Annotated in this window: 24 protein-coding genes; 14 read left to right on the forward strand and 10 right to left on the reverse strand. The window is 40.4% G+C overall.

What is annotated here, in order from left to right:
* Positions 1-11: 11 nt before the first annotated feature.
* The 7 genes from U735_RS0122080 to U735_RS0122115 all read left to right on the forward strand — a co-directional run bounded on the left by U735_RS0122080 (position 12) and on the right by U735_RS0122115 (position 8407).
* A complete protein-coding gene (locus U735_RS0122080; RefSeq protein WP_031445895.1) occupies positions 12-2264 on the forward strand; it encodes a xanthine dehydrogenase family protein molybdopterin-binding subunit in 2253 nt (750 codons plus the stop codon).
* A 431-nt stretch (positions 2265-2695) separates the two neighbouring features.
* The gene (locus U735_RS26050; RefSeq protein ID WP_051892290.1) at positions 2696-4315 is read left to right on the forward strand and encodes a helix-turn-helix transcriptional regulator; all 1620 of its coding nucleotides are present in this window, start codon (positions 2696-2698) and stop codon (positions 4313-4315) included.
* Positions 4316-4498: 183 nt separating this feature from the next.
* Positions 4499-5386 (forward strand): alpha/beta fold hydrolase, encoded by an 888-nt coding sequence (locus U735_RS0122095; protein ID WP_031445898.1) that lies wholly within the window; start codon positions 4499-4501, stop codon positions 5384-5386.
* A 71-nt stretch (positions 5387-5457) separates the two neighbouring features.
* Positions 5458-6387 carry an amidohydrolase family protein gene (locus U735_RS0122100; protein ID WP_083260585.1) on the forward strand — a complete coding sequence of 310 codons (930 nt, stop codon included), beginning with the start codon at positions 5458-5460 and terminating at the stop codon, positions 6385-6387.
* A gap of 947 nt (positions 6388-7334) precedes the next feature.
* Positions 7335-7622: a helix-turn-helix domain-containing protein gene (locus U735_RS0122105; protein WP_031445900.1), complete on the forward strand. Its 288-nt coding sequence runs from the start codon at positions 7335-7337 to the stop codon at positions 7620-7622.
* Positions 7623-7892: 270 nt separating this feature from the next.
* On the forward strand, positions 7893-8117 hold the full coding sequence (locus U735_RS0122110; protein WP_031445901.1) for a type II toxin-antitoxin system ParD family antitoxin: 225 nt from the start codon (positions 7893-7895) through the stop codon (positions 8115-8117).
* A complete protein-coding gene (locus U735_RS0122115) occupies positions 8117-8407 on the forward strand; it encodes a type II toxin-antitoxin system RelE/ParE family toxin (RefSeq protein WP_031445902.1) in 291 nt (96 codons plus the stop codon). Before U735_RS0122110 ends, U735_RS0122115 begins: the two co-directional genes overlap by 1 nt.
* A gap of 887 nt (positions 8408-9294) precedes the next feature.
* On the opposite strand, the gene U735_RS0122120 is transcribed toward U735_RS0122115, so the two are convergent.
* Positions 9295-9870 (reverse strand): peroxiredoxin-like family protein, encoded by a 576-nt coding sequence (locus U735_RS0122120; RefSeq protein WP_051892292.1) that lies wholly within the window; start codon positions 9868-9870, stop codon positions 9295-9297.
* Positions 9871-9953: 83 nt separating this feature from the next.
* Complete coding sequence (locus U735_RS0122125; protein WP_034248876.1) at positions 9954-10907, reverse strand: L,D-transpeptidase; 954 nt, start codon at positions 10905-10907, stop codon at positions 9954-9956.
* A gap of 157 nt (positions 10908-11064) precedes the next feature.
* On the opposite strand from U735_RS0122125, the gene U735_RS0122130 reads away from it, so the two are divergent.
* From U735_RS0122130 to U735_RS0122140, 3 genes are read left to right on the forward strand one after another with little or no spacing between them, the layout of a single operon-like run.
* Positions 11065-11847, forward strand: a complete 783-nt coding sequence (locus U735_RS0122130) for an MlaE family ABC transporter permease (protein ID WP_031445905.1) — start codon at positions 11065-11067, stop codon at positions 11845-11847.
* 1 nt (position 11848) lies between these two features.
* Positions 11849-12631, forward strand: a complete 783-nt coding sequence (locus U735_RS0122135; RefSeq protein ID WP_031445906.1) for an ABC transporter ATP-binding protein — start codon at positions 11849-11851, stop codon at positions 12629-12631.
* A gap of 4 nt (positions 12632-12635) precedes the next feature.
* Complete coding sequence (locus U735_RS0122140) at positions 12636-13619, forward strand: MlaD family protein (protein ID WP_031445907.1); 984 nt, start codon at positions 12636-12638, stop codon at positions 13617-13619.
* Positions 13620-13682: 63 nt separating this feature from the next.
* On the opposite strand, the gene U735_RS0122145 is transcribed toward U735_RS0122140, so the two are convergent.
* From U735_RS0122145 to U735_RS0122155, 3 genes are read right to left on the reverse strand one after another with little or no spacing between them, the layout of a single operon-like run.
* Positions 13683-14900 (reverse strand): metallophosphoesterase, encoded by a 1218-nt coding sequence (locus U735_RS0122145; RefSeq protein WP_031445908.1) that lies wholly within the window; start codon positions 14898-14900, stop codon positions 13683-13685.
* A 14-nt stretch (positions 14901-14914) separates the two neighbouring features.
* On the reverse strand, positions 14915-15511 hold the full coding sequence (locus tag U735_RS0122150; protein ID WP_031445909.1) for a CDP-alcohol phosphatidyltransferase family protein: 597 nt from the start codon (positions 15509-15511) through the stop codon (positions 14915-14917).
* A gap of 51 nt (positions 15512-15562) precedes the next feature.
* Positions 15563-16072 carry a hypothetical protein gene (locus U735_RS0122155; RefSeq protein ID WP_031445910.1) on the reverse strand — a complete coding sequence of 170 codons (510 nt, stop codon included), beginning with the start codon at positions 16070-16072 and terminating at the stop codon, positions 15563-15565.
* A gap of 355 nt (positions 16073-16427) precedes the next feature.
* Between U735_RS0122155 and U735_RS0122160 the strand changes: the two genes are divergently transcribed.
* Together U735_RS0122160 and U735_RS0122165 are read left to right on the forward strand one after the other, a co-directional pair.
* On the forward strand, positions 16428-17294 hold the full coding sequence (locus U735_RS0122160; protein WP_031445911.1) for an OmpA/MotB family protein: 867 nt from the start codon (positions 16428-16430) through the stop codon (positions 17292-17294).
* A gap of 459 nt (positions 17295-17753) precedes the next feature.
* Complete coding sequence (locus U735_RS0122165; protein ID WP_031445912.1) at positions 17754-18146, forward strand: DUF302 domain-containing protein; 393 nt, start codon at positions 17754-17756, stop codon at positions 18144-18146.
* A 62-nt stretch (positions 18147-18208) separates the two neighbouring features.
* Here U735_RS0122165 and U735_RS0122170 read toward each other — a convergent pair whose 3' ends face one another.
* The 5 genes from U735_RS0122170 to U735_RS0122195 all read right to left on the reverse strand — a co-directional run bounded on the left by U735_RS0122170 (position 18209) and on the right by U735_RS0122195 (position 22276).
* Entirely contained in the window at positions 18209-18664 is a 456-nt protein-coding gene (locus U735_RS0122170; protein WP_031445913.1) for a DinB family protein, read from the reverse strand.
* 193 nt (positions 18665-18857) lie between these two features.
* Complete coding sequence (locus U735_RS0122175) at positions 18858-19310, reverse strand: DUF2267 domain-containing protein (protein WP_031445914.1); 453 nt, start codon at positions 19308-19310, stop codon at positions 18858-18860.
* A gap of 190 nt (positions 19311-19500) precedes the next feature.
* Positions 19501-20199, reverse strand: a complete 699-nt coding sequence (gene deoD, locus U735_RS0122180; protein WP_031445915.1) for a purine-nucleoside phosphorylase — start codon at positions 20197-20199, stop codon at positions 19501-19503.
* A 51-nt stretch (positions 20200-20250) separates the two neighbouring features.
* Entirely contained in the window at positions 20251-20898 is a 648-nt protein-coding gene (gene deoC, locus U735_RS0122185; protein ID WP_031445916.1) for a deoxyribose-phosphate aldolase, read from the reverse strand.
* Positions 20899-22006: 1108 nt separating this feature from the next.
* Positions 22007-22276 (reverse strand): hypothetical protein, encoded by a 270-nt coding sequence (locus tag U735_RS0122195; protein WP_031445917.1) that lies wholly within the window; start codon positions 22274-22276, stop codon positions 22007-22009.
* Between the two features lie 258 nt (positions 22277-22534).
* Here U735_RS0122195 and U735_RS0122200 point away from each other — a divergent pair, with 258 nt between their 5' ends.
* A complete protein-coding gene (locus U735_RS0122200) occupies positions 22535-23377 on the forward strand; it encodes a universal stress protein (RefSeq protein WP_031445918.1) in 843 nt (280 codons plus the stop codon).
* Positions 23378-23590: 213 nt separating this feature from the next.
* The gene (locus U735_RS0122205) at positions 23591-24304 is read left to right on the forward strand and encodes an SDR family oxidoreductase (protein WP_031445919.1); all 714 of its coding nucleotides are present in this window, start codon (positions 23591-23593) and stop codon (positions 24302-24304) included.
* The last annotated feature ends 2 nt before the right edge of the window (positions 24305-24306 follow it).

Raw genomic sequence — 24306 nt, forward strand, 5'->3', positions numbered from 1 at the left:
AATTAAATTTCATGTCTACTGTAAAAACTAAAATAGGGAGAAGGTCCTTTATCAAAAGTTCGGCACTGGCCAGTGGTGGCATGATGCTCGGTTTTAGCTGGTTGGCTTCTTGTAAAATGTCCCCAGAAGAGGTGAACGAATTACCGAAGGAATGGTTCAAGATCAATGGTTATTTAAAGATTGCCGATAATGGACAAGTGACTATTTTATCTCCAAATCCGGAGGGCGGTCAGAATGTAAAAACGTCTATGCCGATGATCGTGGCCGATGAACTGGGCGTTGATTGGAAAGATGTTATTGTAGAACAAGCACCTTTAAATACGGATGCTTTTACCTTTCAGTATCTTGGAGGTAGCCAATCCATTCGAAGAGGATGGGAAGGTCTTCGAATGGCAGGTGCTTCCGCGAGGGCAATGCTCATCGCAGCTGCTGCAGAAACTTGGCAAGTTTCCCAGGAAGATATTACCACTGAGGGCGGATTTTTATATCATAAGAAAAGTGGTGCCTCCACAGGTTATGGGGAATTGGCCTCTGCTGCAGCAAAACTAGAAGTACCCGAAGAAGTACAATTAAAGGATATTGGGGATTTTAAGATTATAGGAACTTCTCAAAAAAATGTGGACGGACAAAAAATTGTGACCGGAAAACCGTTGTTCGGAATCGATACCCATCGCGAGGGCATGCTCATAGCCATGATCGTACATCCTCCTGCCTTTGGATTAAAGTTAAAGTCCATAGATGATACCGAGGCAAGAAATATGCCCGGAATCAAGGATATTTTCACCATCAACGTTTTTAACGACGGATATGAAAAGGCTTTCTTTGATACGCGGACCTTTAATGAAGTGGCGGTTATTGTCGGTGATTCCACCTGGGAGGTCATGAATGCCAAGAAAGCCTTAAAATTGGAATGCGAACCCATTGAAAGTTCCACAGATTCCCGGGACCGATTTGGCCGAAAATGGCAAGAGCATACCCCGGCCGGATTAGAAAATACAAGCGTACATTATGCTCAAATGGATGCCATACCCTCAAAAAGAGTAGAAGTAAGACGCCGAGACGGTGACCCTGATACTGCCTTTAAAAGAGCTGCAAAAATTATAGAGGCCACGTATACTGCACCATTTTTGGCACATAATTGCATGGAACCCATGAATTTCTTCGCCGATGTGACTGCGGAAAAGGCGGAACTTATCGGACCCTTGCAAAAACCAGAATTGACGGAGCAAACCCTTTCGGCACGTTTAGGAATGCCGCTCGAAAATATCGATATTCAAATGACCCGGTTGGGTGGTGGCTATGGTCGAAGATCTTATGCCCATTGGCTAGTGGAGGCAGCATTGATATCGCAAAAGATGAACGCCCCGTTAAAATTGGTCTACTCCCGGGAAGACGATATGACCGATGGTATCTACAGACCGGCCTATCAGGCAAAATTTCGAGCGGGTCTGGATGCGGATAACAAATTGATCGTATTCCACGTGAATACCGGGGGTATCCCACAAAGTCCATTACACCAGGACCGCTTTCCTGCAGGTGCCGTTGACAATTATCTGGCGGAGGATTGGACCATCGATACCAATCTTACCGTTGGTTCCTTTAGGGCACCCAGTTCCAACTTTATGGCCTGTGCGGAACAGTCCTTTTTGGATGAAGTTGCGGAGGCAGCCGGGAAAGACCCCATTGATTTCCGATTGGAATTGTTGGACCGTGCCATCACCAATCCCCTAGAAGGAAAAACCAATGATTATGACCCTTTACGATATGCCGGCGTTTTAAAATTGGTCAAGGAAAAATCAAATTGGGGCAATATAGACAGTGGCTTGTCGAAAGGAGTGGCTGCCTATTTTTGTCATAATTCCTATGCCGCTCAAGTGTTGGAAATGCGCTGGGAGAATAATCAACCTATTATCGAAAAGGTAACCTGTGCTGTCGATTGTGGTATCGTCGTAAATCCTGATGCAGCTATTAATTTGGCCGAAGGAGGAATCGTAGATGGTATTGGTACCGCACTCTATGGGGAACTGACTTTTGTGGAAGGGGTACCGCAAAAGAACAACTTCGACACCTACCGAATGATACGTATGGGCGAAGCACCAAAAAAAATCTATGTGCATTTTGTAAAAAGTGACGTAAGCCCTACCGGCCTCGGAGAACCCACCTATCCGCCAATTTTTGCAGCGTTGGCCAATGCACTATATCAAGCTACTGGAAAACGCCATAATCATCAACCCTTTCTTACCAAGGAAAATGTAATCGGATAACAAATTTGTTAGAAAATAGATAGTTTCAAATTAGGAACCATAAACAGTACTCAAAATTTTTATCCAGTTCTTTTTTAATGACATTTTTGGTGTCCCAAAAAATCGGCGCCAATTCCCGTAAAAGCGGAATGCAAACAGAATCTTTACATAAAACTATATCCCCTTATTGTGCTACATATTTACAGCCAACACTGAAAAACCAAAAAAAGATAGACCTGAATTTATTGCGTGTTGTCATTTTTTGTCCACAAACAGATAGGTCTACCAACAGAAAAAAGTAAATTTAATGATTATAAAAATTGGAAGGCACTTAGTATGACTCGCCAGCAGACATAGACGCCTACTTAAAATATAGATTCCGACTTCGTAAAAAAAGTTGAAAATTAGAATACAGGACTTTTACTTGTACTGAATTTTATCAGTTAATTAGGATGCAAAGATTGGAAAAATGGACCGAGACTTATGAAAGGCTTATCAAAACCGGTAAGGAACATGAGCTTGCCCCCCAGGAATTGGAAACTTATGCCTTGGCCGCTTTCCTGACCGGGAAGGAGGACGAAAGTTTTCAGATTCTGGAACAAGCCCATCAAGCCTATTTGGTTCAGCGACAGACCGAAAAGGCCGTACGCTGCGCTTTTTGGTTGGGGCTGATGCTACTGAATACTGGGGCAAGGGCAAGGGGTGGTGGATGGATCGCCAGAGGGGAAAGGCTGCTTGGTGATGAAAAAAGACCAGATTGTGCAGAGAAAGGATTGTTTCTCATTCCTACGGCATTGGGAGCGCTCTCTGCAGGTCATACCACCAAGGCACTGAATCTTTTTAAGCAGGCCGAAACCATCGGGAAACAATTTGGCGACGCTGATTTAATCGCACTTGGACGGCTAGGGCACGGACAGGCAATAATTCAGAATGGGGAGGTGGCCCAAGGCTTAAAACTCCTCGATGAAACGATGATTACTGTAGAGACCGAGGCGCTCTTTCCCGTAGCCTGTGGAATCATCTACTGTGCCGCAATAGAGACCTGTCGTAAGGTTTGGGATTTAGGAAGGGCACAGGAGTGGACATCAGCTTTGACTCGGTGGTGTAATGCACAGCCAGACATCGTACCCTTCAGAGGGCAGTGCTTGGTGCGTCGTGCCGAAATCATCCAATTTCATGGTGATTGGCAAAAAGCTCTTGAGGAAACCAGGGATGCATGTGAGCTATTGTCACGACCGCCTGGTGAACCGGCAGCGGGAGAAGCCTTTTACCGCCAAGCCGAGCTACTCCGCTTACTGGGAGATTTTGAAAAGGCGGAAGACTGTTATCGTGAAACTGCTAAATGGGGCAGAAATCCACAACCTGGACTTGCATTACTCCGTCTGGTTCAGGGACAGGAAGACTCGGCGGAAACTTCTATAAGAAATACCTTGCAAGAGACAAAAGATATAATAAGACGTGTGGAACTACTTCCTGCGGTCGTGCGTATCATGATATCTGTAAATCAAACCGAAGAAGCCCTTAGTGCCACCAAAGAATTATGTAGTATTGCCAAGGAATTTGATGCACCCTATCTCTATGCAATGTCTTCTTACTGTCAGGGATCTGTATTTTTTGCTAAAGGAAACCCTCAACTTGCCCTAGAGCACCTGCAAAAAGCATTGAAATTTTGGAAAAACCTACATGTACCTTATCAATCAGCTTATGCCAGCGAACTGAAAGGGCTTGTTTACCGAGAATTGAATGATCAAGACAATTCAGAGGTTGAGTTGACAGCTGCCAAATGGGTTTTTGAACAACTTAAGGCTGGGCCAGATCTGGAACGGATCAATCGACTCTTCCACACGCAACGGCATTACGAAACACATGGCCTGACCCTACGCGAACTGCAGGTAATGCAACGGGTAGCGTCGGGAAAGACCAATAAATCAATTGCCGGGGAATTGTTTATCAGCGAGCGTACGGTAGACCGCCATGTAAGTAATATCTTCAATAAGCTCGGGGTGTCCTCACGGGTAGAGGCGACCACCTGCGCCATCAGGAATAACCTACTGGACAGCGGAGGCCAATAAAAACATAGCTTCGCACCCATTCTTATAGATATTCATTTTCACACGGGGCTTTTTTTCCTCCTATGGGTAGAAGTACCCATTTTTCATCTCTCCTAAAATTTGGGTATTCCCACCGATGCACGTGGACCCTGTTTCGCCGTAGATTTATCTTGTACTATCGATAGTCCTATTAAATAGACAAACATGGAAGCAATAATCAAAAATGAGGTGCTTAGAAATGCCGATTACTATCGAGAAAAAATCATCAACGAATTGCCCGTAAAGGAACATAAAATTCAGGTGGGAGATATCCATACTACCTATCTTGATGGGGGCGAGGGTACTCCTTTCGTTCTGTTGCATGGTCCTGGCGAATCTTCTATTTGGTGGATGCGGGTGATTCCACACCTGGTCAAAAAATATAATGTAATAATTCCTGATCTTCCTGGCCATGGTTCTTCCGGGTCGGCTAAGGAAAAACTTACTAAGGAAATCGTGCTGGACTGGCTTGACGGTTTTCTCATTAAAACCTGTAGCAGGGCCCCGGTCCTTGTCGGGCATGTGGTCGGAGGAGCCATAGCAGCCAATTATGCTATTCAACCAAGTAAAAAGGTGGAGCAATTAGTATTAGTGGACTCGCTTGGGCTTTCGTCTTTTCGCCCCACTCCCCGATTCGCTTACCAATTTCTAAGGTTCATGATTAACCCTTCTGAGAAAAGCTACTTACGTTTTTTGCCAGAATGTATCTACGACGTGAATGGATTAATCAAGAGCATAGGCATTTACTGGCCCTATTTCCTCGCTTACAATATAGCCTGTGCCCAACATCCTACAAAGAAGGTAGCTGCTAAAGGGATAATGAGTGCCATGAGTGGAAAAATTCCCGAAAGTGAACTGGCGAAAATTGATAAGCCGGTTACACTCATATGGGGAAGGCATGATAAAGCCAATAATCTTAAGGTTGCCCTTAAAGCAAGTAAAAAATATGGATGGCCTCTAAGGATTATCGAGGATACCCGGGATGACCCTAAACTTGAAAAGCCGGTAGAGTTTGTGCAGGTAGTTGAATCAATGATGGCTCAAACTACCTAGGAGAGACAGGAACAATAGGTATGCTTAAATTCTAGGAAAAGGATACCCAACAACAGGAAAAATTCAACATCATGAAAAATTTAATGACAATTTTATCTATCGTTTCAATGGGCTGGTTCACCCATTCACAAAATTATACGGGCCATCAGGAACGGCCTCCTCTCATTGACATGCATATGCACACCGGACTTCCTGAGGAGGTACCTCCCGGGATTCCGGCCTTCTGTCGTCCGGAACCCTGTCAAGGCAGTGGCCATGCAACCGTTGATCCCGGCGAGTTGCTGGAGAAAACTTTGGAAGTTATGAACCGCTATAATATTGTCAAAGCTTTTCTTAGCGGAGTCGATTTGGCAGCCGTGCAGAATTGGGACAAGGCAGCTCCGGGCCGATTTATTGCATCCCCATTTATTCTGAGTCCTGGAACCTCTGACCTAGAGAGCCTCAAACAGGCCTACGCTTCCGGGCGTTTCGGCGGCATGGGTGAAATCGGAACGCAACTCATGGGCATACATCCGAACGACCCGGCCTTGGCACCCTACTTTAAGCTGGCGGAATCGCTCGACCTGCCCGTGCTAATCCACACCCTAGGAATCGGGCCATATACTCCCCACTTTAGTTCTGCTGCGGGCAGCCCCCTGCTGCTAGAGGAGGTGCTGGTCCGCCATCCAAAACTCCGCCTTTTTGTTGAAAATGCCGGCTATCCCTATCGTGATGAAATTATTGCGATGATGTACCAGTATCCACAGCTTTACGCGGATATATCTACGATAACATGGGTAATTCCCCGCACCGCCTTTTATGACTATCTAAAAGCGCTAGTACGGGCCGGCCTAGGAAAGCGATTGATGTTTGGTTCCGACCAAATGGTATGGCCAGAAAAGATCGAGGCAGCCATCGAGGCCATTGAAAAAGCACCCTTTTTAACCCAGGAGCAAAAGCGCGATATCTTTTATAACAATGCCTCACGATTTCTTCGTCTCAAAGATGCTGAAGATAGATAATCCGATGAAACACAAAACGGAACACCACGACTAAATTTTTGCTATTTGCCCACCTTCCCGGGATATTGAGCACCTAAAGAGATTGAATCCATGTCATATGCAGACATATCCAATGGATGAGGTATTGCGGATTTAGTCTGTGACGCGTCCTTAGTTTCTGGGGGTAAATGACATAGTCGGCTTACAGACCTGGGTAAGCCGGTCAATATGCTCCCACCCTAAGAAAGAATCCCATAAAGGATATCTGTCATAAATGAAGCATAAGAAAAGAGGTTGGAAAGGGCGTTTGATAAATCTCATCCTTTATCAGTTTCACATAAATGATGCGTATTCGACGATGATGAAAACTCGGTTGTGAAACAGCTTACATTGAAAAGTTGATTCCGAAGGAACTGACTGTTACCGAGAAGTAAAAGTACAAGCACACAACACCTAGCAAAGTGCCTATCCCTTAAAACGAACCTTTTAAGGGTCTACATTATTCAGAAGATTGCTAAACTATCTTCAAGTTTTGCTTCCAAAAGTCCCCTACGAAAATTAAGACCTTAAAATTATATTTCAGGAGACTATTTCATAAAAAGCATTAGGGCACGATTACAATTATGGGAAATAAAACAAAAGAAATCTGCATTTTTTGAGCCATTATATACATAGCCCTTCTAATTTTATTGTTAATAACAAAGAAAAATCAAATAAATGGTCATTTGTACAATGATTTTGTTTGGCATCATTTGATATCAAATGATGCCAAATAAAATTATATAAGGTCAAATGCAAAATTAATTGTTGCTGGTTGTTATAGATTGCTGTATATCCATTAGTTATGAATAACTATTTTCGTTTTCCGCTTTCTTTCCTTGCCCAGTTTTATACATTTATCCCAATTATAATACTGTAGGAAAACAAAAGCGCTTTTGTTCATTCTGTAACCCTAAAAAAGAAACAAAATGGACATTATTTTTATACTCGAACGACTGGATCGTCTGGAAAGGCTCATGACGGTCCATAAAGAGGTACTGACCTTTGAGGAAACCTGTGACAATACCGGTATTTCCAGAAGTTATCTGTACAAACTCTCCGCTGCTGGAAAGATCCCACATTCCAAGCCCAACGGGAAACTGATCTTCTTTGAAAAGAAGATGCTGAACGACTGGCTAATGCAAAATAGTATTTTGTCTGCAAGCTATATTGAGAGTGATTACAAGGTAGACACCTCCAAAATTACAAGCTCATGATAATAGGGGTCAGGCCTATCGACCTTACAAGCTAAGGGAGGCCAAAAAATATTCTACGACTATCTGATCTACAGCTGAAAGGAAAGTACGACAATATGTTAAATGTGGTATTGGACTTGCAACAAAATAATGGACAGCATCCACGCGCAAAGTTTTTATAAGATTTGGGGAGTTTAGCACAATTAAATCAATGTGAAATCAAAACCTATATTGTCCATTTTTGATATATATGGATAAATTTTTTTACCTTTACTTTAAAAAATATAAATCATGAATATTAGTTTCACAAAGAAGCAGGAAGAGTATATCTCTAAACAGGTTCAATCCGGGGAATACCAAAACAACAGTGAAGTTATTAGAGACGCCCTAAGACTTCATAGCATATATCGGGAAAAAGTAATTCGAGATTTAAGAATGGAAATCGAAAAAGGTTGGGACGGTCCTGATAGCCAAAGATCCATGCAAGAAATTATAGCTTCAAAGAGAAAAGCCTAATGTCCAAATACGTTCTTTCGCAAGAGGCAGAAAACGACATCGAGGAAATCTTTGAATTTGGAGAATACAAATTTGGCAAGGCCCAAGCGATATCTTATTTAATTCAAATGGAAGAACACTTTGTGCTCTTGGCAGAAAACCCAGGTATTGGCAAAAAACGGAATGAAATTAAGGAAGGACTATTTAGCCTCCCTTACGTTTCCCACATAATATTTTATAGAATATTAGAGAATAATATTAGAATTGTTCGGGTACTAAATGGTGGAAGGGATTTGGTAAGATTCTTATAGTAAGATTGTGACCAAACAAAGTTAGCCTAGTATCTGTTACATATCACATCCCACCAATAAAGAGTTGTGTCGATATTTCAGGTAGTTGAATCAAAAATTCACAATATTTTCAGGGGCTCTATCAGTTTCGGTGCTTATAAAGCTGGATTGACACATCATTGTTGTTGTTACTGATGAGTGTCTATATAATTATTGCAAAAGTTGCAAGGGAACTGTATCGCCAGCAATTTGACCAAAACTATGTCTAGCTATGTGAATAGTGACAGTAAAACAATGCGAATAACAGTTACAGCATTTACAAGTACACTCCTTTGTTTTTATCGGTAGCTAAATCGAAGTGGGTTATGAATTGTTTTGGACGTATAAGCCTTTATAGGTCCAATGATAATTCCAATGTCGATTGTTTTATTGTAAGGATCGGACTCCTATTTCAATTTACAATCAACATTTGATCATTATCCAGATCGACTCATTGCCAAATCTTTAACAAGACTATCCACCCCAAATTAATCGTTGTTTAAGTTTGCCCCTATTTCTTTGCTAACCGTCTCGACTAGATTACCTCCCATTGATTTTCCTTGAAATCCTTTGTCCAAATTATTGTGCGAAGTCAATTACGTATTCATTTTCTTTAGGGGAAGCAGCACAGGTTAAGCGAGTTAAAAAAAGTCGACTCTTACCTATCAGGCATTTAACTATTTCTTTGAGACCGTATTTAGTGTAATAATCCTGTGGTAGTTCAATTCAGGAAGTTTGGGTACATAAAATCAAATCGCCATTGACAATATTTAATAAATCCTAATACACTACAATTGGCCGTGGTCTGAACTTAAATTTAACCTCTCTATTTACAGGAATAAAGAAGGCATTAAACTTTTATGTCCCAGCTACGCTTTGTTACCCATCCCCTTAAGCACCTCTATTATTTCTATTGGGCCCATCCTTTCGGTATAATTGGCCTCAACATGGGCTGCTTCAATAATTTGGTCAGTGTTTACTATGAACGTAGCCGGAACTGGTAAGGTTTTTAAACCCCCACCGTTCAAAACGGATAAATCCCGCCGCTGGTGATAATCCTCCCCCGGATCAAACTGAAGGTTGTACGCTTTTATCACTTCCTGATCTGCGTCACTTAGCACCTCATATTCGAGTTCATTTTTTTGAATAGCCGTTAGCGCATCATCTGGTCTCTGCGGGCTAATAGCAATTAAGGAGGCTCCTAAAGACCTGATTTGTGGTAGATGTTGCTGAATTGCCCTAAGATCCAAATTGCAAATAGGGCACCATTCCCCTCGATAGAACTTTATGATCACTATTCCTGATTTTAAGGCTTGGGATAATAATATTTTTTTACCAAATGCATTGGGCAGACTAAAATCAGGCGCCCTATCTCCCTTAGAAAGCCCTTTTACTTCAGAAGCATTGGCGATAACCAACTTTTGAAAATCCTTTAATTCACTCATAAGAAACTATTTGAAGCTCAAAATTTTTATTTGAAAAATCCGCAGTAAGCCAAAAATAGTCATTTCACAATAGATTAGGTAGGCTATTGATAGTTATAGATGTCCTTCAATTTCTGTACTTCCCCATTTTCATCCAAAATATCCAGATCATAGCGTATTTGGACTTGGGTATTTAAGGGGGCATGGTAATAAATAATCCAGGCATCTGCCTCGGCAACCCCAATACATCCATTGGAAGATGCCTTGCCCAAGGTTTCCGGATTGGTAGTGGGATGTATCATTTGCCCGTTGCGAATGCCATTAATTTCTGTTTCTATCCATGGAATTACAGGCATTATGGTCGTTTTTTTGTCATCCCTTCTGGTCACATAAAACCGCTTACCGGTCACAGGATTATAAAAACTGGGATTCCGCTCCAACCTTACAATCTTGCCTTTTCCTGTCTTGGTCCTTAGATCTGTTACGCGATCTCCCATGGCCAAATACCTTTTTCTATCCTGCCCAACCCTTATAGGGAAGGTATATAACAACAAGGAATCTTGATAAATGCGGAGTCTATATTCGGGAATATTTATATCTATCAAGGTATTTTCCATATCCTTGATAAGTTGCTGCCCCGTTTCGGCATCCGGTATCAACAAGGAATCATTGCTCCGTAGTACAATCATTTTCCGTTGATCATAAACAAAGGAATCTTTTGCCATTTGCCTATAATAATCCGTATTGGCCAAAGTATCCATTATCCAAGGATTGGCACGAACCAGCACATGTTCGGTCAAGGCATAAGGTACTAAGGAATCATATTTCTTGGCCAAACCATCCATAAAATCAAAATAATTGGCCACCCTAATATCCCGAGCAACATTTGCCATCTGCGGTTTGGCTTTCTTTGGAATACTATTTTTCTCTACAAGATGTTGCTGAATAGAGAGAGGATTTTCTACAGATGGGTTTTTTGGGGAAATAGGTCGATTAACATTACAGGAAACCATCAAAAGAACTAATATATGGAGAAGGATCACTTTCGATTTAATCATATTGGTAAAATTTGGTGTTATTTTAACCAAAACTAATACGGTTCCAAGGAATATAAAATGACAACGGTCACCACCCCTATATATGACATTCCTCATTTTAAGCCCTTTACTTTCATACTATCTTTGATGAAATAGACCCCTACAAAGGGATTTGGGTATGGGCAACACATCTACATTATTTAAAGGGGTGAAGGAATTTTTCATTGAGATAGGAGATCTCTCCCATTTCGCTGCCCGATTTTTTAAGGAGGTCTTAAAACCTCCTTTCGAGTTTAAGGAACTATTGCGCCAATGCTATCAGATGGGAAATAGGTCCCTTATCCTAGTAACCGTAACGGGCTTTATCATTGGACTGGTACTTACCCTACAATCTAGACCCACCCTGATTCAATTTGGAGCTGTTTCCTGGATGCCGAATATGGTCGGGATATCTATAGTAAGGGAAATAGGACCTGTAATTACCGCGCTCATCTGCGCGGGCCGAATTGCATCAGGGATAGGGGCCGAATTAGGTTCCATGCGGGTTACCGAACAAATTGATGCCATGGAAGTCTCGGGGACCAACCCATTTAAGTATTTGGTAATAACACGGATAATGGCCACCACTTTAATGCTCCCCATTTTAGTGATATACGGAGATTTGGTAGCCCTATACGGATCCGCACTTGTAGAGAATTTAAAAGGGGACGTTTCCTTTCAACTTTATTTTAATACCGTATTCGATGCCTTGTCCTTTAGTGATCTGGTACCGGCCACCATAAAATCGTTCTTTTTTGGCTTTGCCATAGGATTGGTGGGCTGTTATAAAGGCTATTATTCCAAAAAAGGAACTGCAGGCGTAGGGGTAGCGGCCAATACCGCAGTGGTCATGGCATCCTTACTTCTGTTTGTGATAGATTTTATAGCGGTATTTATTTCCGATATTTTTTATGAACTTTAATATGACGGACCAAGACCAAATAACAACTTCAAATGAATCTGCCCAAGGCGGAAAGGCGGTTATAGAGATCAAGGACCTTTATAAAAGTTTTGGGGACAATCATGTTTTGAACGGATTTAATATGACCCTAATGGAAGGGGAAAACCTAGTGGTCATGGGGAAATCGGGCTCCGGGAAATCGGTAATGATAAAATGCCTAGTTGGCCTGGTAAAACCAGATAGGGGAACGGTTAAAGTTCTGGGTAAGGAAATAAACGCTTTGGACCAGGAAACCCTGGATGAATTGCGTTCGGATATCGGATTTCTCTTTCAGGGAAGTGCGCTATATGATTCCATGACGGTACGTGAAAATTTGGAATTTCCCATGCGCAGGCACAAAGAAAAATTGGGAGTAGTTACGGATACTGAACCGCTAGTGCGGGAAGCACTTGAAAATGTTGGATTGGCCCATACCATGGATCTAATGCCCGTTGAATTATCCGGGGGTATGAAAAGAAGGGTGGCCTTGGCCCGCACCCTTATCCTAAAACCAAAGGTAATCCTCTATGATGAACCTACCAGTGGCCTGGACCCCATTACCTCTAAGGAGATTATAGAATTAATGCGTTCCATACAAAAGAAATACGGCACTTCCTCCCTGATTATTACCCATGATGTAGATTGTGCCCGGGTAATTTCGGAGCGAATGATACTCTTGGTAGATGGTATTAATTATGCCGAAGGTACCTATTCAGAATTATCAAAATCCACTGATCCAAAAGTAGATGCGTTTTTTAAAAAATAAGATCATGGCAAAGACAAAACTAGAAAATTTGAAACTTGGAATATTCGTCGTCCTCGGCACGGCACTACTCGTAGTTGCCGCCTATTTAATTGGGAACAGACAAAATATGTTTGGAAAGACCATTCCCATAACCGCAATTTTCAAAAATGCAAACGGACTTCAAAATGGGAATAACGTACGCTTCTCAGGTATAAATGTGGGCACAGTGAACAAGATTGAAATGATCAACGATACCACCATTCGGGTGCACATGATCATTGAGGAAAAAATGCAAAATCACATTAAAAAAGATGCCGTTGCCACGATTGGCTCAGATGGACTTGTGGGCAGTATGCTGATCAATATTGTTCCCGGGGAAGGAAAGACAACCCACATTGGCCCAGGGGACGAATTACAATCCTTTAGTAGGGTGGCTACCCAAGATATGTTGAACACCCTTAACCAAACCAATGAAAATGCCGCATTGTTGACAGAAGACCTGCTGAAGGTAACTAGATCCCTGACCCAAGGAAAAGGCACCTTTGGCAGGTTGTTGAATGATTCCCTTATGGCCAAGGAATTGCACCAAACCATTACCAATTTGAAACATACCAGTAATGAGGCCAATATAATGATCGCAGAGATAAACCAGATTGTAAAGCAGTTGGATTTTGATAATAGTACTGCCGGTGTTCTCTTAAAGGACTCCGTTACAGGTGATAAAATGAGCAATATTATATCCCATCTAGAAAATTCCAGCATAGAAATCGAAAAAATGTCCAAGGACTTAAATTCGGTCATCGGGGATATTAAAACAGGGAAGGGAGCCATTAATTATTTGGCCACAGACACCGTATTGGTTGGTCAATTGGAAACCAGCATGGAAAACATCACAGAGGGAGTCAAAAATTTCAACGAGGTTACGGAAGCCTTAAAGCATAACTTTCTCACCCGCCGCTACTTCAAAAAGAAGGAAAAAGAGGAAAAAAAGAAGCTGGAAAAAAAATGATCTATAAGTACTTTGAAGGCAGTTATACTTTGAAACAGGTAGATGGAAAACAAAATAATCCCACTATTCTTTCTCAAGCTCTATAAAGGTAATTTCCGGACGCATGCCCAATCGGCCAGGAAATCCCATCCACCCCAATCCACGGCTTACATATAGAAATTGATGGCCCAATCGATATAGTCCTGCCCAATGTTTGTATTTGTATTTTATGGGACTCCATTCTTTATTTTTAATGTTGATTCCCGCCTGCATACCATGCGTATGCCCTGAGAGCGTAAGCGCTATATTGGTCTTATTCACCACTTCCTCGCTCCAATGCGAGGGGTCGTGCGACAATAAAATTTTAAACCCTACATCCTCTACTCCCTGCAAGGATTGTTGAAGGTTCCCGTATTGTTTAAAGGGTGGATTCCCCCAGTTTTCCACTCCCACAATTGCAATTTTATCACCTTTATTCTCAATACATTCGGCTTCATTCAGCAAAAGCTTAAACCCAATTTGGGCATGAAAATCTTTAATATCCGCAAAATTGCTGTTTCTCTCCTCTTCGGATTCCCATTTACTATAGTCCCCATAATCATGATTTCCCAAAACCGAATATTTTCCCTGTTGGGCGGTCAGAGACTTTAATACATCCTCCCATCCGTTTAATTCCCAAGCATAATTGTTGACCAAATCGCCAGTAAAAAAAATAAAATCGGGCTTTAAACTATTTATGGTATTGATGGCACGGTGCAATATATGATAGCGATAATTGAAACTGCCCAGGTGAAGATCTGATATTTGAACTATTCGCAATCCGTTAAAATTTTGCGGAAGCAAATCAGATTTTACAACAACCTGATGTACCTTAAATCTGTATACGGCCCTGAATACGGCATACACAATAACGAAGAATGGTAAAAATCCAAAAAAAACACCTACTAAAGGAATGATGAGCAAGGATTTCTCCCCTGAGATCAAAAAATTTGAGAAATAAAGTGTAGAAATAACCACTACAAAGATCAACTTGGGAATAAAGGAGGAAACCGTTAGTCCATATAAGGATGATATAAGAAGTTGCTTTCTATAAGGTGATATACTTTCCAATCTAATTTTCAACACCAAAATAGATATAATGAGTCCGATGGTAAAAAACCAAAAGGCGATAAAAATAGTATTCTTAATGATGGTCGGTTCAATAGGCTCCATGATAGATTTCAGCCAGTAGAAAGCCAAGGCATCGATCAATAAAATGGCCAAACATAAAAGGACTATTGCAAAAAAAGTGTAGGATCGCATTAAAAGGGGTTTTGCTATTGGTTATTGTTATTCGCAAGCCGTCTTTTATCCTTCAACGCCCAGAAATAACCTTTTACATCCTCTACCCAGTTATCATACATAAAGATAAGAGTAATTTCCTCAACAGTTTCCAGTACCCCCAAAACTATCATGGCATAAAACAGCCAATATACCGGTCCAAAAAACAACAGCCATAAAATAAATATCCCTTGGGTAATGGCAGATAATTTGGCCAAATAGGTATGAAAGGCTGTGGCCTTACCGTATTTCGCAAAAGCAATGGACATCTGAATCAAGTATGGTACAAATGCAATAATTATTAGAAGTAAGTTTTCCATGATGAAATTATTTTCAAAAAAGATAAGACCTATCAATCCAATAATAAGGGTTACCTGATCTCCCAAAGAATCCAACTGCGATCCCCTAGCGCTCGAAATTTTTAATCTCCTGGCCAAAAACCCATCTATGGCATCGGTAGAGTAGCTTATAAGGAGCATCCAACTAAACCATTCCCGTTCACCGTACCAAATTAAAGCAAGTAATAGGGGTACGGCCATAATGCGATAAAAGGAAAACCAATCGGCAATATTGAAGTTTTTTAAATTATACATAACCATTCATCAGTATTATAAATCCTATGACAAGAAACTGTATCGCAACATTTACAACTTCAGTAAGGGATTTAATTTTTTAATAATTTCACCTACGTGGTTGGGAATTTCCTCCAAAATAGATTCTCCAGTAAAGGCATCAATCCCTTCCATTTTGTAGGATCCTTCGCCAGAGGTAGTCAGGACAACCATCTTGTCCCTATAATCAGTGGTTCTGTCCATAAACGATTTAACGGAAGAAGGTGGCTTCCAATTCTCCCAGGTGTGGATTACCAATAGGGCATCGTAATTGGTAGGATTTACACCCACCAAAGCGGAAACATCTATTACCTTGATATACACTGCCTCCGTTTTGTAATAATCCACAATGGCGGTAGTAATCGTATTTTTAAATTCACTCCCCTGTGTAGCCACGAGCAATCTGGAATTCTCCCCGGGAGTATTTACCTCGTACTCCTGGGCCTGGTCCATAGCGTATTCATTTTGATACCAAAACATAAACACCAAGAAGACCGCAGCAATCGACAATAACACAAAAATTATCTTTCTAAATTTTTTCATAGAATTCTATCTTTTAAAATACCACCCTTAAGAAGGAAAAGTACAAATAGAACGTATCTTTAACCCTCTTGAAAAGGGTTTTGGACAGAACTTATAATTCCTGCTAAGGATTATAAAGCTATACCTTAACCCTGCACCACCCTATGACCATTGTCAGTTATGCATACAACCCACATTTATAAGTTTAACAATAGGTAGATCCAGTTCAGGCAACCAAACTGATGAAGTGTTTGGAACAAGGAATACCAAACTCTAAAAACTTATAAACCAATGTCCTACATGATATTTATCATTTGATACCTATTGAATTGTGACTTTCTTTAGGGGACTACTATTATCCAATAAACTTATGACTATGAAAACACTATTTATTTATGTATTGGCACTTACACTTTTTACTTCCTGTGTAAGCCAAAAAAAGTATACTGCTATGCAAGACCGGGCAGTAAATTGTGAGAATGAATTAAATACCAGCAAGAACCAAATTAATTTACTGGAAGCCGGATTGGCCAATGAGAAAAACAGATCCAAATCCTTGGAGCAACAAATGGAATACTTTAAAAGTACCAATACGGACCTTTTGGCCCGACTTTCAGATCTATCCGTAGTGAGCAAATCCGGAGCGGAAAGCATAAAAAAATCTTTGGAAGCCCTAAACGAGCAGAATAAATACATAAAGGACCTTACCAGTAACATGCAGCGAAAAGACTCTATTAATCTGGTATTGGTAATGAACTTAAAAAGGTCCTTGGACAATTTTGAGGATGAGGATATAAATATTGAGGTGAAAAAAGGAGTGGTCTATGTCTCTATCTCGGACAAAATGCTTTTCCGTTCTGGAAGTTATAACATAAGTAACAGAGCAGAAGAAGTTATTGGCAAAATAGCCAAGATTATAAATGACCATAAGGATCTGGATATTTTGGTCGAAGGCCATACCGACAATGTCCCTATTTCTACAGACTGTATGACAGATAACTGGGATTTAAGTGTAAAAAGAGCGACCTCCATTGTACGATTAATGCAAACTAAATTTGGGGTACAACCCCTTAGGATGACTGCTGGGGGAAGATCCGAATACCTTCCCAAGACTACCAATGCAACCACTGAAGGCAGAGCGATTAACCGTAGGACGGAAATTATCATTTTACCCAAACTAGATCAATTCTTTGAACTACTAGAACCCCCAACCACGACTGTCGAGGGGCAGGGAAAAGGATAATTTACTTAAAAAGGAAACGTAATAATCCTGCTTCCTTTATTAAGAAATAAGAAAAAAACACCCAACTGATCTATGTCATTTCGTATCCAATATGATAACCATATATTAGTATTAGTAAAAAAGTAATCGTTCTTTGAAAGAAATAAAAGTAAAGTTTCTAAGCAGTAATGCCTTAGCGACCATAAACCGGTGCACAAGTAACCACTTGAGCCTTATTACCCTACCCCCTTGCACAGCCGTTACATTTATAGCTTGTTGCTCGGGACCCGGATAAGTGCACAAGTGCTGCCCAAGCCCGGACATTAAGGATTGGGATATATAGATATCCCAATCCTTTTTTTTGTATATCGTCCTTTTTACAGAAGGACTACCCTAACTTCTTTAGGTCAGAGACCGATTTAAATGGATTAAAAAAACAGCACATTAATTACTATATTAAAACGCAAAAATAATTTTATTATGGAATACTATTTTAATAAAACAATTGGAAATACCCCTTTTGAAAAAGCAGTGGAAAAAACCAAATTGGCCCTGCAGGAAGAAGGCTTTGGGGTGCTGACGGAAATAGATATGAAGGCTACCTTAAAGAAAAAATTGGATGTAGATTTTTATAATTACATGGTTTTGGGTGCCTGCAACGCTCCCTTTGCGCATAAAGCCTTACAGGCCGAAGATAAAATCGGTACCATGTTGCCCTGTAATGTAATTGTTATGGAGAAGGAGCCTGGGCTTGTGGAAATTGCAGCCGTAAACCCCTTGGCATCCATGCAGGCGGTAATTAATAAGGATTTAATGAACATAGCGGATGAAGTGGGCGAAAAATTAAAAAGGGTTGTAGAAAAAATCCGTTAATAATTTCTTGTAACCTACATTCCCCTAGCTTGGCCTTGCCGTTAACCGATTTCAGATTAAATCTAAGATCCGTACTTTTTAATAATGACCATTTGGCCTGAATGGTGAATGGTGTGGGATACAATCCTACCAAAGGCCTCCGCCTTGGTCTTGGTCCCAAATTCTTTGGTGGTAATTGTGGCCTCCCAGTCTTCCTCTTGTTGTTTCTCCAATACCGATCTAAGCATTTGATAAGAATATTCCACATATTCCAATAATTCGGACAGATTGGTCCACTCTCCGGTATCCTTTTGCGCAATAACCGTTTTTGCAATTACCTTTACTTCCTGTGCTCCAAATACATTCTTGGCAAAAAGCAGTTCCACATCGCCAATATGCCTTATTAAAAAGCCTATACTATTGGGGGCTGGCAATAATCTTTTGTTTAGATCCTCCTGGGTTAAATGCGACAATTGGTTGGTAAACCGAGTCCTGGCTTCTTCCCATAATTCAATAAATAGTTCTGTTTTTGATTTCATTCAAAGTCAAGTTAAAGCATTAATAGTTCAGGTGATAAGTTATGGAAATGATGTAGGTTCTGCCAAAGCCATAATAAACAATTGGCATCCAAAAAAAATCAGACTCTTCTGGAATATTTCTTTAAAGCAAAGGATATTAGATAAACAAGAACATAAACTAGAAGTGCTATAAATAAGGTCATGGTATGGGTATTTAGAATGTTAAATTATTAAAGATCATCCCTTTTAGATTTTTTGGGAGAGCATCACGGATATCGGACATTTCTCCTTGGGAAACATATTTTCGCAAATAAATAAATGTAATGTTTACATATTCTTCAGCCACTTCGTCACTGTATTCAAAATCGTTTATTGCTGCAGGCCCATCGAATTGTCTAACCAAATCCAAAAATTCGGCCATATGTTTAATTTTGGGCTTCTCCTTTTTTACGGTCCATCCGTTTACATAAACGGCCTTTAAAAACATGGGCATCTGGGCAATAAATTGCAAGGATTCCTCCACAGGAATTATTTCCCTTAAGGCATGAAGTACTGAGGTTAAAATACGACCCGCTTTGTCGGTATCTTTGCCCAGATCCATTTGCTTAGTGTAATCCTTAAGGAAGGTATGCCCCTCCGTAGCGTACTGATTAAAATTAAGTGCCATGATTTCTTGTTTTTAGGATATACACAAAAATGGTCTTATCTTTTTAAATGTAAAATGACCTAGGTCATTTGTGCTAAAGTCGTGGATTAACCCAATTTGAATTCGTCCAAAAAACAGCTTCCTTTTAGTATAGATTTTATTTATTGCCATGAAAAAAGGTAAGAGAATAAAAAATTTCATTATCCCCACCTTAAGCAATATTAAGCGCTATATCTATCATTTCCTGAAAAGTAGTTTCCCTTTCTATGGAATTGGATTTTTGGCCAGTGACCAAGGAATCAGAAATAGTCAATATTGCAAGGGCCTTAACATTAAACTTGGCAGCTATGGTATATAATCCGGCCGCCTCCATTTCTACACAAAGGACCCCAAATTTCGCCCACAATTTGTAAAAATCCGGATCGTCCTCATAAAATTCATCCGATGAAAGTACATTCCCTGCCTTAATGTTAATTCCCTTTTCCTTGGCATAAAGGGCAGCCTTAAGAAGCAGGTCGAAATCGGCCGTCGGCGCATAATCCGCATTGATAAATCTGGAATTATTGATCCCAGAGGTGGTGGAAGCCGCCATTGCCAAGACAATATCGCGTATTTTCACCTCTTTTTGATAGGAGCCGGCAGTACCTACCCGAATTAGATTTTTCACCCCATAATCATTTATTAGCTCTTGATAGTAGATGAGCGCCGAAGGAATTCCCATACCACTTCCCTGAACAGATATCCGTTTGCCCTTAAAGGTGCCGGTATATCCCAACATACCACGAACCTGATTGTAGCAGATGGGATTTTCAAGAAAGGTGTTTGCTATCCATTTGGCCCGTAGGGGATCCCCTGGCATCAATACGGTTTCTGCAATTTCACCTTGCTTGGCCTCAATATGTGTGCTCATGTAAAATTGAATTTTTTATTTTAATTCCAAAGTAACACCAGTTGTAATCCTTCAGTTTTGGTTGACAACTATGGCAACTCCGGATGATGTACCTATTCTGGCTACCCCTAAATCAATATAATTTTGTACGGTAACCGCATCTTTTATTCCTCCTGAAGCCTTTATCTTAATTTTGTTTCCAGCAGCCTTCTTCATCAAAATTACATCTTCAATAGATGCACCCCTAGGACCAAAACCAGTTGAAGTCTTTACAAAATCAGCTTTGGCATTTACCGCTAGATTACATGCTGTAATGATTTCGGCATCGGTTAAATAACAAGTTTCCAAAATTACCTTTAGGACATTATCGCCTGCAACTTCCTTTACTTGCCTTATTTCCTCTTGGACCGCCATATAATCTCCAGATCTTAACCACCCAATATTTAATACCATATCCAGTTCATTGGCCCCCTGCTCCATATAATCCATGGCTTCATTCACCTTCGCCTTGGTGGACATGCTCCCTAATGGAAATCCCACCACCGCGACCAACTTTACCTTCGAATCCTTTAGCAAATCCTTTGCAAGGGGCAAATGACATCCGTTGATACAAACCCCATAGAAATTATAGTTCAATGCCTCTGTACAAAGTTGAATAATATCTTTCCCGGTTGCCGTTGGCCTTAACAGGGTGTGATCAATAAAATTTTCAAGGTGCATTTGTCAAATTAAAATCTGTTGGTAATTAAGTGTTTCAAAAGCGAACACATTTTACCAAAAGTAAACTTCTTATATATGCCATTTTATGACAACGATCATCAAAACAATAGTTGGGCAGAATTCTCCAACTACAGAACTAATCCCAAACTATGGCTAAATCTCAAAATTAGTGCGTGCGCTAATAAAAGATAGCATTAACTATCCCATAGTTCGTGTTCTGTTCATTTTTTGCATCGCCCGAAAAACGATCAGGGCCGAATAACCAAGGTACCATGCATCTTGGTTAGAAGGAGCCAGCTGTAGCAAGGGCTAGGCTAATTTTAAATTTCTTTAAATCCACGCACTTTCCACGGCCGCACCTCCCATTCCGCTTTCACTTGGGTGAAATGCTCTATGGACGCCTGCCTGGCGGAAGAAAGGGCTACCTGCATCCCATGTGGAAACCATTTGATTTAAGACGAAATTGAAAATAGGCCGATCTTTTGTTCCGTCAACTTAAATAGTACCGATAAATCATAGTGCCTAATTCGGCACCGTTGAACATTGCCTGTAAAGCCTTTTTATGGTCGGTCTTCTTCCGTAGTGGAGATGCCATGGCCGTAAAGAATTATTGAAGCCTTGGAGATAATTTAGGCCATGGCATCGGTCCTTAAAATCCAGAGATTTTAGGGACCACATAGTGAAGAAGGGTCTTTTCTTTTGTTTCGTTTTCTTTGGACAAGCAAAGAAAATGAAAGAAGATATTAAACCTGAACCTTCTACGTCGGTTTCATTATTCAAAAGCTGGCTAACTGACTTTTCAAAAGAATTCATGAAATCTTCCTAAGGCTTAATAACAGCCTCGATGGCACTAATTGCGAAGATTTTGGACAAATAAAGAAATCGAAGATTAACGCATACCTAAATCAAAAAACAAAACAAATCATCTTCATTCAAATTTTTGCACAAAGTGGATAATTAAGTATAATCCCAATATACTTTTTCATCTACTTCTATTGTTTAAATTTTCCAGAAGGGAACTACCAAAAAATAATCGGCTTATCGGAATCGTTTAGAAGTGTATTGGAGAAAATTGAAAAATATACCTGTAAACAGTTTAAGGAAAGAATTAGGCAAAAGCGGTCTCAGTACTACCATCACCTTGAAAATTGGGACTTAATGTAGATAGAAATTTAAAATGTCGTATTGGATATCCAATCCTCCAAAGTTCTTGTTTTACTTGTTCCAAAGCTATTGGACTATAGTAAAGGAAAATGAGCTTTCCCGTGTCAACCTCAAGGTCTATTACCCTAATATCCATAATACGGCTCAGGTTCCGAAGAATCATCATCTTGTCCTTATTAGATATTAGGTTACCAATTTTTGCAATAGCTTTCATAAAGTTTTAGATTTTAAAGATTCCAATAAGTATTAAAATACAACTGAAAATTGTCCTTCGAAATGATACAGATCAGTTAACATGTATTTTAAGATAAATATGGGTTTTAGTTAAAATAAGGTCTCTCCGAAGAGGCATTTTATCATCATATATAGGTCCATCCAAATTGCCCGAAAGGCAGGAGTAATGCCACTTATGACCGATATCATATTTATTATGGGCAATAGCTTTTAGATTTAACCTATAAATAAAGTTACCATGAAAACAATTCTTTACGCTTCCGATCGCACTGAACACTCCTCCCCGGCATTGAAATACGCATATCAATTAAGCCTCCAATTAAAGGCTTCACTGATGGTTCTCTATGTTCATGAAATGGAACAAATTAGGGTTTCCGTTTCCCGGCCAGCGGCGCAAATTGAATACCATGTAATTAAGGAGCAGACCGAAATATTGACCAAGTATTGTGAAAAGCATTTGGGCGTTGCCGTAGATGGCAAAAAGTTACAGGTCGACGTAGTCCATAACGATTCGGTTTCCGATGCCATTTTAGAAAAATCCAAGAATTTTGGAACCGATATGATCATCATAGGGAGAAAGGACAAGCATACGGACCGTGGTCTATTTGTGGGCAATATAGGCAAGGGACTTCAGGAAAAGGTTCCGTGTCCCCTACTCATTATCCCAAATACTGTTGCTGCCAAATCTATAAAAACTATTTTGTATGCTACGGATTTTGAGGAAACCGATATTTTGGCTCTCAAGAAATTGGTCCCAATGTCAAAGGCACTTGGCGCTAAAATACAGATAGTACATATTTCCACTGAAAAAGAATATGCCGGAAAAGAGCAGATGGAGTGGTTTAAGGATATGCTTCGTCAAGAGGTTGACACAGCTGCCATAGACTTCACTTTAATTTTCTCTGACAAGATCCAGGATAAACTTAAAACCCATGCCAAGACCATTGGGGCCGACTTACTGGTACTTTTGGAGCGGGAGGAAAAAGGCTTTTTTCAGAAAATATTCCATATAAGCTTGGTGGCAAAAATGGAGGAACATATCGGCATCCCCTTACTGAGTTATAACGAGCTTAATTTATAGGGACTCCCAGCATTCAGGATTTCCCATAATGAAACTTCCATAAAAAATCCTACAGCATAATAAACTCCCTTAGAGGCCCTGCCTAACTTGGCTTTTTTTGTCAAGTAACACATGGCGATCGGATACTATTATAATCCGAGTTTAAGAAAACAATAACGCTTCCTTTTTTATTTTCTGCCCATATAATTATAATTTCACCTAAAACTAAACATCATGAATGATTTGAAGGGTAAAGTAGCCTATATTACAGGAGGATCCAAAGGAATAGGATTTGGGATAGCGTCCACATTGTTGAAAGCGGGAATGAAAGTGGCCATAAGTAGCAGGCTATTGGAAAATGCCGAAAAAGCCGCCAAAGAACTTGGCCCGGAAGACAAGGTACTAGCCGTTGCCTCGGATGTATCAAAACTTGGGGACGAACAAGCAGCGATTAAAAAGATTTTGGATAAGTGGGGAAAATTGGATGTGATGGTGGCCAATGCAGGAGTTGGACATTTTGCCCCCGTAGATCAAATTTCCGACACGCTATGGCATGAGATGGTAAACACCAACCTAAACGGAGTGTTTCACTCCTTAAAAGCCTCGGTAGAAGCCCTGAAGAAATCCAAAGGCTATTATATTACAGTAGCAAGTTTGGCCGGTACCAATTTCTTTGCCAATGGTGCAGGTTATAACGCCACCAAATTTGGAGTAGTAGGCTTTACCCAAGCTGCCATGTTGGATCTAAGACCTTATGACATTAAGGTTTCTACCATAATGCCAGGTTCCGTGGCCACTAATTTTAATGGTCATGAACCTTCCAAAGAAGATGCCTGGAAGATACAGCCAGAAGATATTGGTGAGCTGGTTTTAGACCTCTTGAACATGAATCCAAGGACCTTGCCCAGTAAGATTGAGGTAAGACCTACCCGACCCGATAAAAAATAGGG

Origin of the sequence: Arenibacter algicola, assembly GCF_000733925.1 — a bacterium.
GTDB classification, from domain to species: domain Bacteria; phylum Bacteroidota; class Bacteroidia; order Flavobacteriales; family Flavobacteriaceae; genus Arenibacter; species Arenibacter algicola.